This window comes from Scytonema sp. NUACC21 (assembly GCF_054684315.1).
In genome coordinates, this window is the sequence record NZ_BAAFZH010000045.1 from 1 (window position 1) to 15,757 (window position 15,757).

Consider the following 15,757-nt stretch of genomic DNA (forward strand, 5'->3'; position numbering starts at 1 on the left):
GTACATTTGTAGATTTGGATAAGTACTATTTCCAGATCATCACCTAAAGTGCATAAGCTGGTTCTGCTTGCACCTATAGGGATATAGGTTTGTACATTTGTCATTTTGTGTAAATAATATTTATATCCATTATCATGTTACGCTTATGCACATTAGTATTGCAGACGACCTCAAGAAACGATTCCACTCTGCTTGTGTGTTACGGAGGTTGAAGATGAGTCAAGTAGTGAGCGAGCTGATTGAGCAATGGTTAATAACGGCGGAGAGTACTTGCCCCTCTGACGCATATAACAAAAGACAAAGCAATGAAACAGTCGAACGGGTATGAAGCGCGATAAGCCAACTGCCTACGGGCATCTATCTGTATCGCACAGAACCAGCCACAACAATTTCCAATACATAGTACAAATATAAGGGATTGATAAATATGGATTTATCCGGTCAACAGCGCAAACAATTACGCGAAGCTTTGATTGATGCTTTTCCTGACAAATCATCATTAGAGCAGATGTTATCGGATCAATTCGAGAAAAATTTAGATGCCATAGCAGGAGGAAGTAGTTTAAAAGATATTGTCTTTAATTTAATGAAAGGAGCAGATTCTCAGGGATGGCTTCTTGATTTAGTTCGTAAGGCATATGAATACAATCCTGAAAACTTACGGCTGAAGGCTATTGCTGAAGAACTGCTGTCAAATCGTGTAATAACAGCAACACCTGCTCCCTCACGCAAACCTCCAAGGCAACCAACTTCGCCACAAAAAATCTTAATTTTAGCAGCCAATCCTAAAGACACAACACCGATACGTTTAAATGAGGAGGTGCGTGAAATTAATGATGGACTGCAACGAGCTAAGCTCCGCGATCGCTTTATTTTGGAGCATAAGTGGGCAGTGCGACCTAGGGACATTCGACGGGCAATGCTTGACATTCATCCTTCTATTGTTCATTTTTCTGGGCATGGAATGGAGGATGAGGGTCTAGTTTTTGAAGATGAAACAGGTTCGTCAAAGCTAGTCGATGGAGAAGCCCTAGCTGGATTGTTTAAACTGTTTGCAAATGAAGTTGAGTGTGTTGTTCTGAACGGCTGTTATTCCGAGGTGCAAGCAAGCGAAATCTCCCAACACGTCAACTATGTGATTGGCATGAAAAAGGCGATTGGGGATAAAGCTGCAATTGAATTTGCTGTGGGTTTTTATGATGCTTTAGGCTCTGGAGGCTCCGTTGAATTTGCTTATGAATATGGTTGCAATGCAATTCAGTTAGAAGGTATTTCAGAGCAACTCACCCCAATTTTAAAGAAAAAACCTAGTACCAGTAAGATAGTTGAGGATCTGAGTGCAAACCCTTAGAAGGCTCACCATCTTATCATGACACCGTGATAGTGAGCCGAAATCAGGTGTCGCAAAATCAGAATAGCCAAGCAGCAGGTAAGACACCTACAAGTGATGCTAAAAAAGCTTTAAATCAACCTAAGCTAATTTATCCTTCTATATCAAAAATTACTGTAAAGGGCGATGAATTAAATCAGAAAAAGAAAGTCTTTCTAGCAATCGTGCTTATAACTTTATCAATTGTTAGCTATAACTCTACGTCTTTTGGAACATACTCTATGCTCGACACTCAAGTCGATGCAATTATAAACTCTACAGTAGAGAAAGAAGGAGTTTATGAATTAGAAAATTCTCAATCGAGTCAGTTAGAAAATGATAAATCTGTTAAGGATCAAGAGCTTGAAAAAGAGAAAAAACAAGCACTATTTTCAGAAGCTTGGGATAAGGTTAATTCACAATATAAATTTAAATTCTGGATGGAGATGGGAATAGTCAATTCTCTATATTTAACTTGTTTAACACTATATTTTTTGAATAAATTTCTTGATTTATCCAATTTTTTAATAAGGCTAAATTGGGTTATTATTGGAGTAGTTGCTATCTTAGGAATTATTTTGATAAGATTTAAGTTATCAATTGTTGAAACTATTTTTTCTGCTGTATTTTTTTCCTTCGTCTCTACAATACATATTTATCCTTTTATAGAAAAATTAATAAAATCAATGTCTAACGCCAAGAAAATTTTTAATGAAGAAAAAGAATCAAAAATCCTATTCTCTACCATAATTATAGGAATTTTTTTTGGTGTCGGTCTAAGCTTATTTATTAATAGTCAACAAGTAGCGATCGCATTAAATTGTATAGCAATATTTGCATTGCTTATGCTGCATTTGCTTTATAAGTAATTATTCAGCTAGCGATCGCATTCTCATCTTGTGCTGATTATTACAACTACTAGTTCAAAGATCGCGTGCTGCTCTGGTGACAGCATTGCTTTTGAATGTGTTGCTGTCGCGATTAAAATAGGTCAACGATAGACATTCATATATAGCACCCCAAAATTAGGTCGCTTTTGAAATGTACAATCCCAGTTTTCAGCTTTCACACCCGTTGCTATTTCTAATAGTTTTGCAGTTTCTCTCTTGTTGTTTTTTGCCCACTCTTCATCCTTTTTTTGCTCATCGACAATTGTCTTGACAAAATTTGGATATTTGTTAACAAAAGAGCGGGTAGCAATAAAATACGATCGCTGTTCTGAATCTAAGAGTATTGCATTACTAGAGGTAACTCTTGATTGAGTACCCAGTTACCGATATCACGCAATTTGTCATCTACAGAAGCGTGCAATGCATAAAAGCATTTCACAAAAATTGCAGATAAGAAAGTGTTTTCTATTACATTTTTTTATAACTTTTGTTAATTCAAACTGTAAAATCTTAGGATGGTTATCCTACTTCAGTACATTATTTTCTGTTCCCTTCTTCTAGTGATTTCGACTCAAGAAAGCTGTCCTTGATTTTTTAATTAAACCATGATAATGTCTGATTTATCAAAAAAATACGGTAAACTTACTTATTTACCGTAGTTAAAATAATGAATTGTGCGATCGCATTCAGTTGTCATTGCCATTGGAGGTCATGCCTTTGTGTAAAAACCACGGTTGAAACTGATTTGCTCAAGGGTATTGGGATAGCTTATGAAACCCAAGCCCGCTCTCGGCAGAATTTTCCAAGACAAACAAATCAGCGATTCACAATTTTTTAGACAAAAAAGCTTTTGGAGCTAAACACGCCAGTGTTGACTACCAAATAAGGAGGACAAGGAATTGCCAAGAGTTTATAGCGAAAATGAATTACAACTAAATGCTGACGTGCTAGTTATTGGTGGTGGTCCTGCTGCAGCCTGGGCAGCATGGGCAGCAGCATCCCAAGGAGTCAAAGTCATTATTGTTGATAAAGGTTTTCTCGGTACGAGTGGTGCTGCGGCTGCAAGTGGTAATGGTATTATGGCTCCAACTCCTGAGAATTGGGACAAAGTTTTATCGGAGCGCTATCGCTTAGGCAAAAACCTAGCTAACTTACGTTGGATCGAGCGTGTTATCGAAAAAACTTGGCTCAGTTTGCCACTCGTGGAAGATTGGGGCTATTGTTTCCCCAAAGAAAATGGAGAATCCGTGCGCCAGAGTTATTATGGTCTTGAATATATGCGGGTACTTCGCAAAACCCTGTTGCGTATGGGCGTTCAGATTCTCGACCAAAGCCCTGCTCTAGAGCTTTTGTTGGCTGACGATGGCTCAGTGGCTGGAGCAAGAGGTGTGCAACGGCAAAAACATTGTACCTATACCATTCGCGCTAGTGCAGTAGTGATGGCGAATGGTGGCTGTGCATTCTTAAGTAAAGCATTAGGGTGCAATACCAATACAGGTGATGGACTGCTAATGGCAGTGGAAGCTGGTGGCGAACTTTCGAGTATGGAAGCTTCCAATCACTATGCCATCTCAACTGCTTTCAATGCCACTGTGACAAGGGGCGTTCCTTTTGGCTGGGCTAGTTACACCGATGAAGCAGGCAACGATCTGGGCGGTTATATCAATGGTCGTCGCGATCCTTCCTTCCTCCCCAATGCCCTTTTAAAAGGCTCCGTTTATGCCTGTTTGGATCGAGCCACTTCTGAAGTTAAAGCAGTCATTGAAAAATCTCATTTTATCGCTTTTCTACCCTATAAAAAAGCTGGGATAGATCCTTACACGGAACGAGTGCCTGTAACATTGGTTTTAGAGGGTACAGTTCGTGGTACGGGTGGAATTCGGATTGTGAATGATAGTTGTGCCACAAAAGTTCCTGGACTTTACGCCGCAGGGGATGCTGCATCACGGGAGTTTTTATCCGGTTTAGCTTCTGGCGGTGGTGGTCCTAATGCTGCTTGGGCAATCTCCACAGGACAATGGGCAGGAGTTGGAGCAGCTGCTTTTGCGAAAAGTCTGGGTGCTCATGCCCACGAACGGGTTGTGCATCCTGTTGGTCAAGCCGGATTGCGTTCTCAGTCAAGTACTTTTGAAACATTCGATAGCGAAGAGATTGTGCGCGGCGTACAAGCCCAGGTGTTTCCGTTAGAGAAGAATTACTGGCGTTGCGAGCAAAGGCTTTTGGATTCCCTCGCTTCCTTGGAAAAGCTGTGGCAGCAGGTACAAGCAAACCCGAAACAAGATACAGTACGCGATGTGGAATTTTCTCGTCGAGCAGCTGCTCTCACGGCTGTAGCACGATGGGCATATTGGGCAGCATCGCCTCTACAACTTCTGGATCTACCTTAGTGGTAGCATTATTGTCGAGATAAATGCAGTCTTTTTGCATTGGTTCAGTGTATGAATGAGATAACGAACAACAACGAATTCTTAGTAAGGGCAGGTTTAACCAATAAACCAACTCTATAAAGTCACAACAAATTTGACTTAACCTACCCTAAGAAATTTATGGTATTTGCTACTAACTACTAACTAACATTATTTTCTAATTGCTCCGAGAACTTTTGAGAATAGAAGTTAAACCAGTTCTCCCAATAATCTTGTTTTTTAGTTAACTTTGCTACTTGTTTATTGTATGTATCAAACCAGGAATCCCAGTAATTCCGAAATTCTTGAATGCAACCATCACAGGTCGGACACCCAGCAACACATTGAGGGACAGTGTATACAGTACCATCACAGTTAGTGCAAAGATTGGGGTCAATCCAGTGACGACCATCAATAATCTTAATTGCACCAACAGGACACGCAGATAAGCATAGTTTGCAGGAAATGCACTTGCTGGTTATCTTGTAAGCCATGAATTTTCCCCTTACTAGAACGACAGAGTTTAACTTGGAAAATGGGTAATGGGGATGATTAGTAGATAGTGTTTATTGGTTAGTGGATAGTAGTTATTGGTTAGTTATTCCACTAACTATTAACTACTAACTACTATCTACTAACTCTTAACTCCTAACCTTCTTGCACGTATTGCTTGTAAAACTCTAAAGCAACCGTTTCAATCGCATCATAAGCTTCGTGAACTTGGATTCCAGCTTTGTGCAACTTCTCCTTAGGTCCGTCGCCAATTTTAGAAACCAAAACTGCTTTGCAATCAACAATTGTTTGGATGATATTTTCTAGAGTAGCTTTCTCGCCATAACCGCCTTGGCAATAGTGGTCAACCTTGCGATGTCCAACAAAGCTAACATTCTGACCATCGACTTCATAAATCTGGAATTCTTTCGCATGACCAAAGTGCTGGTTAACCAATCCGCCACCCTTAGTTGTTACAGCAACCAAGATTTTTGGATTGTTTTGTTGTAGGGAAGCCCCTTGGCTTGTCTCTACTTTTGCCTTATCTTTAGCTGCTTTCAGTTCTGCTTGAAACTTCTCAATACCTGCAAGAACTTCTTGACGCTTCTGTGGGTCATATTCAGGAGCCATCTCCATGAATTTAGCCTTAGTAAATTCTAAACTGCGGTCTTCACCCAATAGACCGACTGCATCTGCACGGCACTGGCGGCAATGACGCATCATCTTCATATTACCAGCACATTTATCTTGTAGTGCCTTTAATTCTGCGGGTGTAGGACCGCGCTGACCCGTTAAGCCAAAGTGAGTGCCGTGTTCGGGTGCAGAAATCAACGGCATAATATTGTGCAGAAACGCACCTTTTTCACGAATAACTTTATTAACTTCTAATAGGTGCTCATCATTAATACCGGGAATCATCACCGAGTTAACTTTGCACAAAATATCGGCTTCCTTGAGCGCTTGCAGACTTTCCATCTGCTTTTCGTGCAAAATTCTGACTCCTTCAATACCTCTGTAACGCTTGCGCTTGTAGTGAACCCAAGGATAAATTTTGGCTCCAATTTCAGGGTCCACCATATTAATGGTGATAGTAACGTGGTCTACATTTAACTGTTTAATGCGGTCAATATATTCAGGGAGCATCAAACCGTTGGTTGACAGACAAAGCTTAATATCTGGTGCTTTCTCTGCGATTAACTCAAAAGTGCGGAAAGTCTTTTCTGGGTTCGCCAGTGGATCTCCAGGACCTGCAATTCCCAGCACTGTCAGTTGTGGGATTTTACCTGCAATCACCAAAACTTTGTGTGCTGCTTCCTCTGGTGAGAGCAACTCACTCACAACACCAGGGCGGCTTTCGTTAGCACAATCATATTTGCGATTGCAGTAATTGCACTGAATGTTGCAAGCAGGAGCAACAGCAACGTGCATCCTGGCATAATGGTGATGGGCGTCTTCGCTATAGCAGGGATGTGTAGCAATGCGCTGTTTGAGCTTTTCATCAACTTCTGGGGTAGTGCTGGTGGTGCTGTTGCATCCGCCGCAACTACTGGATTTTGACGAAGTTTCTTCCGTAACTTGGGGGGTAACGAGTCCTGTTGACTGTATCATTGAATTTCGCAAAGGTCATGTAAAGTCAAAGGTCAAAAGTCAAAAGTCAAAAGTCAAAAGCCAAAAGACACTCTTTTAACTTTTCATTTTTAACTTTTTACTTCTTCAGATGCTGTAGCAAACCATTCGTTAAGGAATGGAAGCCGCGTCTTGTACACTCGCAGAGCAGTTGCATAAGCGGGGTTTCCCCAGTCAAAGCAACTGCCTTACAAACCCAAGTTTTCTTGGCTGGTGTGTGTCAGAGCTAGAGACTTGGATAAACTGCGGGTAAATCCGCGACTTCTGTTCACAGGGGCATGGTGCTATCTCATCCCTCCACTCACTCCGATGCGTTGTTAGCGCATTAAGTGTTGGCGATAGTTGATTTATAGCAGTCATCCTCAAGGGGGGCAGTGAGTATGTCCCGGATAGAATTTATTGGATTGATTGGTTTTGTACTCAAAACTGAAACCCAGTTATCTACGGTGTTTAAGAGATTAAAAAATTTTTTTCGGGTGGGGGTACGAGAATTTTTAGGTTCAGGTTCGAGTATTTATGGAAATGGGGGCAAGTATTTCTGTACTCAAATGAAACTCAAACCCACCAAGGATTTCAGCGTTATTTTAACTTTTTTGAAGCTCTTTCATCTTGTACTCAAAGGCAGATGCGATCGCACCCGGAGGATTGCCAAAAGGTAGATTTGGAGCTTGGAAAACCGGAGTAGCTAAAGTCGGGCTACTCCAGGAATTTGCGAAATTCAATTCTGTATCTAACCTATCATTTTTTTCGCCCGAAAAATGCAGTTCATATTTTCTTAATTTTGCTGATACCCCTGTTTCCCAATTTAGATAGCACTTTTTATCATTAAACTGGGCTCAAACACAGTCACAACCCCAAAATAGCGCTTTTTTCCCCTGTTATCTAGCTCTTCTTAATGAAATTTTATCTCAACTTTTTTTAACTTTTGCGTCAAGCATCCGATTTAACAGACTAAAAGGTCTTAATCTTAATCATGACTTGTAACGTGCTATTGCTCGACAATAACACACCGGGACGTCTAAATGTTAATTATGACGGAATATTACAACTCGCGAATTGCTTATCACGAACGGCAATCCACACATAAAAACCAACAAAAAATGTAGAGACGCGCCATGGCGCGTCTCTACAACCATTGCTCCACGCCGTTAAACGTGTAACATCGTCCTACTAATTTGTGAAAAACTTTCCGATCGCCGCATCAAAACAGCGATCGCCACAATAATTTCAGCCCACCATTAAACCTGTGGCATCACCCTACTACCATCCTGACTTTTCACGTCATGTGGAAAAGCTAAAAAGCGAACCTAACCCCCCAGCCCCCTTCCCTACAAGGGAAGGGGGAGAAATCAAAGCCTCTCTCCTTATAAGGGAGACCTTGGAGAGGGGTTTTCCAGATACGGTGAAAAGTCAGTACTACCATCAAGCATAGGTAGGGCAATGCTAACCACCATTAAACGTGTAACATCATCCTACTAATTTGTGAAAAACTTTCCGATCGCCGCATCAAAACAGCGATCGCAATAATAGCTCCAGTATATGCTCGTAGATAGAACCAAAACCAGGAGTGCGATTCACTACAACTGGCTTAATTCATGACTCTTTAACCTTTTTTTTCTTCTTGCTCAATTCCCAGATCCTGCTGAAGTTCTGCGATAGTTTGAGGTTGAATTTTTCCTGTTTTTGACTCCTCTATTGCATCCAGCTGGCGATGTGTATTCGCAGGCGAGCAAGTCAAAGAAGCAGCTTAGTAGAGCGCTCGTCTCAATCAAACTGAGAAATCACAACCTCTTTATCGGGGAAACGAGCAATGATTGTCAGACTTCCCCCAAGAGATTTAATGTATCGCGATAGCGTTGATATTTGAATATCTTCCTGATGCTCAATTTTTGAGAGTGCAGATTGTACTACTCCCATATTCTTCGCCACATCGCTTTGAGTATGTCCAAGAGACTCTCGAAGCTCCGAAAGTGTTAATTGGAGCAGTGCCAGGTTTGCTTGAATCTCACTTTCTAGCTGTTGTTCAGGAGTCATTCTTTTGCGAAGTTCATTAAATGGCTTCGTCTTCATAGGAATCCTTCTCTTTTTAATTCCTCTAAGTGTTCGTCATACAACGTATCTGCTTTTGGAACATTTTCCTCGTACCAGCAATCCTCCCCTCCCTTGTTTCCTCCTAGAAGAAGAATGGCGGCTCTCCTTGGATCGAATGCATAGAGTATTCGGTAGGGTTCTCCTTTATGTTGTACTCTCAACTCTCTCATATGGACAGTATTTTCGCGCTATGCTGTTGCGCTCAACGCCTAAGTTGCATCCGAAAAGCAAATAGAAGTGAACTCATTTGTAGTGATATCTACAAGCTAGAAAATCAATCTGGGTGTTTCCCACCCGATAGACAAGCCTATGCTCTAAATCTATTCGCCGCGACCAAATATCTGCATCCATATACAAATCAAAATCGACATAGGTTTTAACACTGACTTTAGGTATTGTTGCAGCCCTTGCCTACGGAGTCTTGGTCACTTTAGGTGGTATTATTGGCTACTTTAAGGTTAATAGTGCCGTTTCACTTATCAGTGGGAGCTTGAGCGGTATATTACTAATCTTCGCGGCTTTTGCTCAATATCAAGGGCAATCTTGGGGTACTATTCTAGCATCTTCTGTTACTGCTGTTTTAGTTGTTTTCTTCGCATTCCGACTGGCTAAAACACGCAAGTTCATGCCTGCGGGATTGATGATAACGTTAGGTGTACTGGCGCTAGCAGTCATGGTGAGGCAGTTGACAGCATTGAAATAACAAAACTCTTCCTTGTTCAATACACTCCTCTCTCCCTAAGGTTGTTAGCACAAGTAACTCGGTACAAATAAAGTTAACTTGTCAAGGTCGTCCTTTGTTCTTTGTCATTTGTCATTTGTTTGACTTCAAGGACAAAGGACTCATAACTAATGACGGGCAACATAGTTATACTCAACTCTACCCAGTTACTTAGTACGTTTATATTATCGCAAAGCTGGTTCTTTAAGTAGATCGGTACAAATAAAGTTAACTGGTTAAAGTCCTCCTCAATGGTGTGTCATTTGTGACGGCACCGCCCACCAACCCTTTACTGAAAGGTGCAAGATGTCAGGTGCGCCTTGCGCTTAACGTCTCCGCCAGTAGATAGCAACTGCGGGGCGTCTCGCCCGCCACCTAATATAGGACGAGCGAGGACGCCCGGACCACATTCCGGGATAATTTATTTCTTGGACATCCCTAACTGCTTTTATTTCTGCCGACCTACTTTTATTTGGACATGAGCTCAAGCATTAATCTCTGATTAAATAATTTAATTCTGTTTTTATCTTCTTTTAATTTCTATTTAAAGATCATTTAAAAATGAGTTGTCACGTAGTGATATGTAAAGTTGATTAGCTGTTCGATCTCAATGTATTAAAAAATGTTGACTAAGTTAAGAATATGTAAAAATTTAACTAAATTAGTTTGATTTTCTTTGAAAACTCAAAAAATGTTGCATAAAATACAGAAAATCAACTGTTCGCTCTAGATTGAAATCAGTTGACTTGGAAAAAAAGAGTCTGTGTATTAGCAAATTCATACTTTAGAAAGATTAAATTTACGGATATTGTTCTATTGAGTTCAAAGTCTTACCTACACGGGATTGCTGCATACATAAATCATTTGAATTATCCGGAAGATAGCCGAGATGCCTTGTACTTTGGGGTGTTAGTGTAAAAAATGAACAAGTGTATTAATTTTTCATCAATCAGACAAAAAAGCCAAAAAACACAAAAATGCTTAATGACAAAATTTATGTATTTACATAAGCCCAGTTAGATTGTTAAATTTCTGTCAGATTTTAGGTAAAATTTAAAGTGAGAGTAAAGTTAGTATTGCCATTTTGGCAGGTATTGATTTAAAAAATAAGGTATTAATAAGTTACACGAACCGTTATTGATATCAGGCTTACTGCTATCTACTGAATACTGCTGAAGTGAAGCCTCCATTACAACAAATTCTCTAAGCAATCTTTCGCTTTAGGAAATAGTACATGTTAATCTCACTGTCTTCTCATAATGTTATCCAGTATCTGCAAGAAGCAGGTCTGTGTAGCTCAGAAGAAGGCGTTTCTGCCGACTCTGAATTGCCACAGAGTAGCAAGAAAAATTCCAACTTACTCGTTACTCTAAGAGGAAATCGCAAGCTGTTGGTAAAACAGGAACGCCATCTTCACAACAATGAAACTCCCCATGAATTTTTTAATGAATGGCTATTTCACCAATTGCTTGAACGCTTTCCTACTTTAGGGAGTATTTCTGCGATCGCATCATTGGTAGTACATTTTGATGCAAAAAAGTCAATTTTAGTCCGCAACTACCTAAAAGAGTATCTTGATGTAGCAAGTATTTATCAAAAGAACCTAAGCTTTCCAAGGGAAATTGCCAGTGCTATTGGTACCTGTGTGGGAACGCTACATCGTGCCACCTTTAATCGCCAAGAGTATCGTGATTTCATGGCAACTGCCCCTGAAGGACAGTATCGCTATCAGTTTTATAACCCAGCGCAAGGAATCGGCTCGATTGGACCAGAGATAGTTGGTACAGTTCCAACCAATGCTTTAAAATTCTACGCTCTCTACCAACGTTATGAAATTTTAGAAGGAGCGATCGCAGAATTATCATATGAATGGAAGCCTTGCTGTTTAACTCACAATGAGTTGAAATTAGACAACATCTTGGTACATTCCAAGTGGGATCGATTGGACAATTGCCTAGTGCGATTGATTGATTGGGAAGCTTGTAGTTGGGGAGATCCAGCCTTTGATTTGGGCAATTTACTAGCAAGCTATTTAGCAATTGGATTAGAAAGTCTGGTAGAAGACCCCACCCTTGAATTAGAAGAAGCTCTACATTTAGCTACAGTACCATTGGAAACTCTTCAGCCTTCTATACTAGCCCTGACTCAGGCTTATCTCGATACTTTCTCTACAATTCTTGAGTATCGTAGTGATTTTCTTTTCAGAACAATCCAATTTGCAGGCTTAGTGCTGCTTCATCGTATAGAAGATAATATTAAGCAGCATAAATATTTTGATAACTCGGGCATATCTATGTTTCAAGTTGCCAAAAGTTTACTCACTAAACCCCAAGAATCTGTAATAACAATTTTTGGTTTATCAGAAACAGAAATTCTCAAACCTTTCGTCAAGATGGCGAAAATTTCTCAAGAAAAAAAAGAGCCTAATTTGGTTCGTTTTTACCACACCAAAACCCAATTACGTGGTTGTTAGTAAAAGGACGTGAGGAAAACAGGTAGACGAGGGTTACAAAGAGAAAAAGGGAGACAAAGAAGAATTTTCTCCCTTGTTTACGCCCTCTTCCTCATCTCCTTATCTTCCTCATCTTCCTACATCCCTTAGATCGTTACTATCTTTGTTGGACAATGTTAAAATCCTCGACAAAGCCACTATTGAAATCTCTTTTAGACATAGCTAGCAATATCCAAATTGAATCTAACTTTTGTATTCGCCATCCTAAATATCAACCTTTCTCTTTACCAAGTAAAGTTGCCGAGAGATTTCGGCGCACTTCCCCAGATTTACAGAATAAATATCTCTCCCTATTACTAAGAAACTTCCTTCACGGTATCTATTACAATGGCTCTCTACAAAAGGTATTGACGGTCAAAGAGGGTATTGTTCTTAATGAATTTCCACACAACAACTTAGAAAGCCATTCCACATTTGGAATTGATTTACAGTTTTACGAACAACTACATACTAGCAACCACGGCACAGGTTATTTTGACTCTGGATGGCAGGTATTACGGCAAGAACCTGATGGTAGTATGGCAGTTAGCAAAGGAGGTTTAACATTATACGTTGAGCGTCAATCCAACCTAGAACCAACAATGCAGTCTACTAAGGTTGGTGAGGTGACGGCTATTTGGATGCCTAAAAATCGAATGGAAAAAGGCTCTTACATAGCAGTTAGCAATGTAGGTCAGGATTTACAGGTAAACTTAGAAGGTGATTTAGGAATAGGGCGCATTTATTTCAATATTACGCCAATAGGTGCGATCGCACTGATGGATAGCCTAACACGGCTACTCAATGCAGTTGAAATTCCCTTTAGTTTTCAAGTTTTACATAATCCAACTGCCTATGAACGCTATGATTCAGGAATCCTGTACTTTGAACGCGAACACTATTCAGCAGTGCGAAAAGTATTAAAAGCTGTTTATATGAAACATCAATCTCATTTCCGCAAGAACATTCCTTTGTTTACAAAATTTTTAGCACCAGGGCTGAGTTTAGCAGAAGAACCAAATCAAAAATTTGCGTCTCAAGAAAGTTTTGGAATGAACCGTTGCCAATTGGTGGCTAATGCTTTATTAGAAACTTGGAAAAACGGTCAGAGTTCTACCCAAGAGAGGATGACAGCAATTTCTCAACATTTTGCTGATTTGGGTCTTGATTTACAGCGTCCATACCTAAATTCTAATTCTGAAGATATTTATTCTCCTTTGAATTGATAACATTGTTAAGTACAGTAAAATTAGTTGCAGTAGCAGGCTATTAGCCTGCTGTGTATTTTTTATACTTGGGCTTTTTAATTATGACTTTTACATATAACCGCACAGTTCGCTTTCAAGATACAGATGCCGCTGGAGTTGTGTACTTTGCCAATATCTTAGCTATATGTCATGAAGCCTATGAAGAATCATTATTAACCTCCGGCATAAATCTCAAAGAATTTTTTACTAATCCATCTGTTGCTTTCCCCATTGTTCATGCCAATGTAGACTTTTTTCGTCCTTTATATTGCGGCGATAATTTAGTTATTAGGTTAATGCCCCAACAACTTAGTGTAGATAGATTTGAGATTTATTACGAAGTTATAGTTGGCGAGGTGATGGCAGCAAAGACAATGACCAGACATGTCTGTCTTGACACTTCTAGCAGAACAAAAAGAGAACTACCAGAACAGATGAAGGAATGGTTGGAGACAAATCGAAAAGGTGCAGAAAGTGCCGAAAGACAAAAATCAAGAGAAGTTATCTGAAAAAACCCCACCGCCTGCGGCACCTTCCTTGGAGCATTTGTAAAGCAATCAGTAACAGCAGCAGCCCCCCAGCCACTCGTAACGATCCCAAGCTAATATCCAAGTAAGTTAAGATAAATCTCCCGCCAAAGGCAAAGAGTAAAAGTACTCCTATTGCTACTACAATAGCTTTGTCGATCGCTTTGTTTCTGGTTGCTGGTTCCATACCTTTAGAGAGAGCTAATAGGATCGGTATGTTACCTACAGCATCCGCAAGCACAAAAACAGCAAGAAAGGTTTTAACCAGAATAGATACATCCACAGTAGATAGTCGTAAACCAGGTTACTTTTACACAGTAGCTTGAAATGAGTCAGCTTTTACTCAATCCCTGGGTTGACACTCCCACAGCTAAAAATTAGCTCTTCCTTTGTCGGCAAGCTACGCTAACGCCCCTACATTGTATCGATCTGCCCAGAGGGCAGGAGCGAAGCTATCGCGCTGTATGTGATTCAAGTGAGAAGCGTTATATACTCTTTCTAAGCCGATAGAGTTTACAACTGAATATATGGATGATGGCAAGAACAATACTTGGACATTTCCGTGTTTGTGAACTACATCTCATTCTCCAGAAGATGTTGTGCTTATTCGGGAAATGTCCAAGTTTTCCTAATTCTAGTAATGACTCCTTAGATTGGGTGAGAGGCTAGAAACGCTTCTACTTCAGCTGCAGTAGGTTGAGCTGCGATCGCACCTGCTTTCATAGTAGTTAATGCCCCTGTAGCGCTGGCAAATTGTACGACTTTGCGGGCGGTTTCTTTGTCGTTTAAGCGTTGGATACCATGAGTGAGGACTTGATGAATAAACCCAGCAACAAAGCTATCCCCCGCCCCGGTTGTATCAACGACAGGGACGGAAAAAGCTGGTAATGTGCCTTCGTTTTCTTCCCCAAGGCAATAAGCACAACCGTTTTCGCCATCTGTGACCAAAACTCCCTCAACCGAATTGAGACGGTAAGTAATTGCGCCTGCGTCTGCAGTGCCAAATAGCCATTCCGCTTCTTCTTTAGAGAGTTTGAGAAAATCAATTTTTTTGAATAATGCTTGAATTTTCTGAGGAGCAACGTCGGGGTTTGTCCAGAATACGGGACGCCAATTAACATCTAGCAGTATCTTGACATCATACTGTTCTGCTAGTTCTAAGGCACGATAAATGGCTTGCCCGCTTTCGGGATATGCTAACTCCAAAGTACCCAAAACCAGAAAATCTGCCGCCTCAAATAACTCAATCGGTAATTTATCAGCTTTGAGATAGGTATCGGCAAATTCTGTGGTTTTAAAGTCCTTAAACCCAGCAAAACTGCGATCTCCTTCTAGGGAACGCACAACGTTGACTTGTCTGGTTGGTGCTGTGGGATGCCGTTGTATTCCTGTTGTATCTACACCCAAGTCGTCAAACAATTCTACCAGTTCATTGCCTGGTGCATCCTCACCTACACAGCCGATAAATGCCGTTGGTGTTCCTAGCTTGACCATAGCACAGGCTACGTTGGCTGGTGCTCCTCCAGGATAAGCTGTCCAAGACTCTACCTCTTCCAGCTTTCGCCCCAATTGGTCAGCTAAGCGATCGAATAAAACTTCACCCAGGCACAAAACACGGGGATTACTCATCGAATTTTGGATTTTGGACTAGGAATTTCCAGTATAAAATTACAACATTTCTGTTCCTCTGTCCGCGATCGTTCATACAATTAAATAGCAAATTTTGCTATGCCTACTTGCTCTAGACGCTTTTAATCCAGCCAATTTTTATCTCAGCAAACACTCCAGCCAGTACAGTTTTTTTGTGTCCTTTTTTACACATAGATTAATGGGATGCAGGAAAATTTTTTCACTACACCCTATAGCCCAATCCTGACTCTTTTATAAAAAGAGTATTT

The 15,757-nt window shown here is 40.5% G+C and carries 14 protein-coding genes and 2 pseudogenes; 7 read left to right on the forward strand and 9 right to left on the reverse strand.

What is annotated here, in order from left to right; all coding sequences use genetic code 11:
* Positions 1-427: 427 nt before the first annotated feature.
* From ACYRY3_RS05330 to ACYRY3_RS05340, 3 genes are all read left to right on the forward strand, one after another.
* On the forward strand, positions 428-1,351 hold the full coding sequence (locus ACYRY3_RS05330) for an effector-associated domain EAD1-containing protein (RefSeq protein ID WP_460200677.1): 924 nt from the start codon (positions 428-430) through the stop codon (positions 1,349-1,351).
* A gap of 47 nt (positions 1,352-1,398) precedes the next feature.
* Complete coding sequence (locus tag ACYRY3_RS05335; protein WP_460200678.1) at positions 1,399-2,238, forward strand: hypothetical protein; 840 nt, start codon at positions 1,399-1,401, stop codon at positions 2,236-2,238.
* Between the two features lie 920 nt (positions 2,239-3,158).
* On the forward strand, positions 3,159-4,646 hold the full coding sequence (locus tag ACYRY3_RS05340; protein ID WP_460200679.1) for an FAD-dependent oxidoreductase: 1,488 nt from the start codon (positions 3,159-3,161) through the stop codon (positions 4,644-4,646).
* A 179-nt stretch (positions 4,647-4,825) separates the two neighbouring features.
* Here the strand turns inward: ACYRY3_RS05340 and ACYRY3_RS05345 are convergent, their stop codons facing one another.
* The 7 genes and pseudogenes from ACYRY3_RS05345 to ACYRY3_RS05375 all read right to left on the reverse strand — a co-directional run.
* Positions 4,826-5,158 carry a DUF362 domain-containing protein gene (locus tag ACYRY3_RS05345; RefSeq protein ID WP_460200680.1) on the reverse strand — a complete coding sequence of 111 codons (333 nt, stop codon included), beginning with the start codon at positions 5,156-5,158 and terminating at the stop codon, positions 4,826-4,828.
* 154 nt (positions 5,159-5,312) lie between these two features.
* The gene (gene nifB / locus ACYRY3_RS05350; RefSeq protein WP_460200681.1) at positions 5,313-6,764 is read right to left on the reverse strand and encodes a nitrogenase cofactor biosynthesis protein NifB; all 1,452 of its coding nucleotides are present in this window, start codon (positions 6,762-6,764) and stop codon (positions 5,313-5,315) included.
* 602 nt (positions 6,765-7,366) lie between these two features.
* On the reverse strand, positions 7,367-7,504 hold the full coding sequence (locus tag ACYRY3_RS05355; protein WP_460200682.1) for a hypothetical protein: 138 nt from the start codon (positions 7,502-7,504) through the stop codon (positions 7,367-7,369).
* A gap of 881 nt (positions 7,505-8,385) precedes the next feature.
* Positions 8,386-8,520, reverse strand: coding sequence for a hypothetical protein (locus tag ACYRY3_RS05360; protein ID WP_460200683.1), 135 nt, complete (start codon positions 8,518-8,520; stop codon positions 8,386-8,388).
* A gap of 26 nt (positions 8,521-8,546) precedes the next feature.
* The gene (locus tag ACYRY3_RS05365; protein WP_460200684.1) at positions 8,547-8,852 is read right to left on the reverse strand and encodes a helix-turn-helix domain-containing protein; all 306 of its coding nucleotides are present in this window, start codon (positions 8,850-8,852) and stop codon (positions 8,547-8,549) included.
* Positions 8,849-9,043, reverse strand: a complete 195-nt coding sequence (locus ACYRY3_RS05370; protein WP_460200685.1) for a type II toxin-antitoxin system RelE/ParE family toxin — start codon at positions 9,041-9,043, stop codon at positions 8,849-8,851. The genes ACYRY3_RS05365 and ACYRY3_RS05370 overlap by 4 nt, the downstream gene beginning before the upstream one ends.
* A gap of 73 nt (positions 9,044-9,116) precedes the next feature.
* A pseudogene (locus tag ACYRY3_RS05375) lies at positions 9,117-9,227 on the reverse strand (type II toxin-antitoxin system YoeB family toxin); the annotation flags it as partial.
* Between the two features lie 67 nt (positions 9,228-9,294).
* Here ACYRY3_RS05375 and ACYRY3_RS05380 point away from each other — a divergent pair.
* The 4 genes from ACYRY3_RS05380 to ACYRY3_RS05395 all read left to right on the forward strand — a co-directional run bounded on the left by ACYRY3_RS05380 (position 9,295) and on the right by ACYRY3_RS05395 (position 13,841).
* Entirely contained in the window at positions 9,295-9,576 is a 282-nt protein-coding gene (locus tag ACYRY3_RS05380) for a TMEM14 family protein (protein ID WP_460200686.1), read from the forward strand.
* A gap of 1,252 nt (positions 9,577-10,828) precedes the next feature.
* Positions 10,829-12,067, forward strand: coding sequence for a phosphotransferase (locus ACYRY3_RS05385; RefSeq protein WP_460200687.1), 1,239 nt, complete (start codon positions 10,829-10,831; stop codon positions 12,065-12,067).
* Positions 12,068-12,219: 152 nt separating this feature from the next.
* Entirely contained in the window at positions 12,220-13,311 is a 1,092-nt protein-coding gene (locus tag ACYRY3_RS05390; protein ID WP_460200688.1) for a T3SS effector HopA1 family protein, read from the forward strand.
* Between the two features lie 83 nt (positions 13,312-13,394).
* Complete coding sequence (locus ACYRY3_RS05395; RefSeq protein ID WP_460200689.1) at positions 13,395-13,841, forward strand: acyl-CoA thioesterase; 447 nt, start codon at positions 13,395-13,397, stop codon at positions 13,839-13,841.
* 25 nt (positions 13,842-13,866) lie between these two features.
* On the opposite strand, the pseudogene ACYRY3_RS05400 reads toward ACYRY3_RS05395, so the two are convergent.
* Both ACYRY3_RS05400 and ACYRY3_RS05405 read right to left on the reverse strand, forming a co-directional pair.
* Positions 13,867-14,142 (reverse strand): annotated as a pseudogene (locus tag ACYRY3_RS05400) (MarC family protein); the annotation flags it as partial.
* A gap of 365 nt (positions 14,143-14,507) precedes the next feature.
* Positions 14,508-15,488, reverse strand: coding sequence for a carbohydrate kinase family protein (locus ACYRY3_RS05405; RefSeq protein WP_460200690.1), 981 nt, complete (start codon positions 15,486-15,488; stop codon positions 14,508-14,510).
* Between the last annotated feature and the right edge of the window lie 269 nt (positions 15,489-15,757).

Excerpts from the sequence above, each read along its gene's own strand:
- ACYRY3_RS05395 (WP_460200689.1), top strand. The coding sequence starts at position 13,395 with ATGACTTTTACATATAACCGCACAGTTCGCTTTCAAGATACAGATGCC.
- ACYRY3_RS05385 (WP_460200687.1), top strand. The coding sequence starts at position 10,829 with ATGTTAATCTCACTGTCTTCTCATAATGTTATCCAGTATCTGCAAGAA.
- nifB (WP_460200681.1), bottom strand. The coding sequence starts at position 6,764 with ATGATACAGTCAACAGGACTCGTTACCCCCCAAGTTACGGAAGAAACT.
- ACYRY3_RS05370 (WP_460200685.1), bottom strand. The coding sequence starts at position 9,043 with ATGAGAGAGTTGAGAGTACAACATAAAGGAGAACCCTACCGAATACTC.
- ACYRY3_RS05345 (WP_460200680.1), bottom strand. The coding sequence starts at position 5,158 with ATGGCTTACAAGATAACCAGCAAGTGCATTTCCTGCAAACTATGCTTA.
- ACYRY3_RS05330 (WP_460200677.1), top strand. The coding sequence starts at position 428 with ATGGATTTATCCGGTCAACAGCGCAAACAATTACGCGAAGCTTTGATT.
- ACYRY3_RS05365 (WP_460200684.1), bottom strand. The coding sequence starts at position 8,852 with ATGAAGACGAAGCCATTTAATGAACTTCGCAAAAGAATGACTCCTGAA.
- ACYRY3_RS05390 (WP_460200688.1), top strand. The coding sequence starts at position 12,220 with ATGTTAAAATCCTCGACAAAGCCACTATTGAAATCTCTTTTAGACATA.
- ACYRY3_RS05405 (WP_460200690.1), bottom strand. The coding sequence starts at position 15,488 with ATGAGTAATCCCCGTGTTTTGTGCCTGGGTGAAGTTTTATTCGATCGC.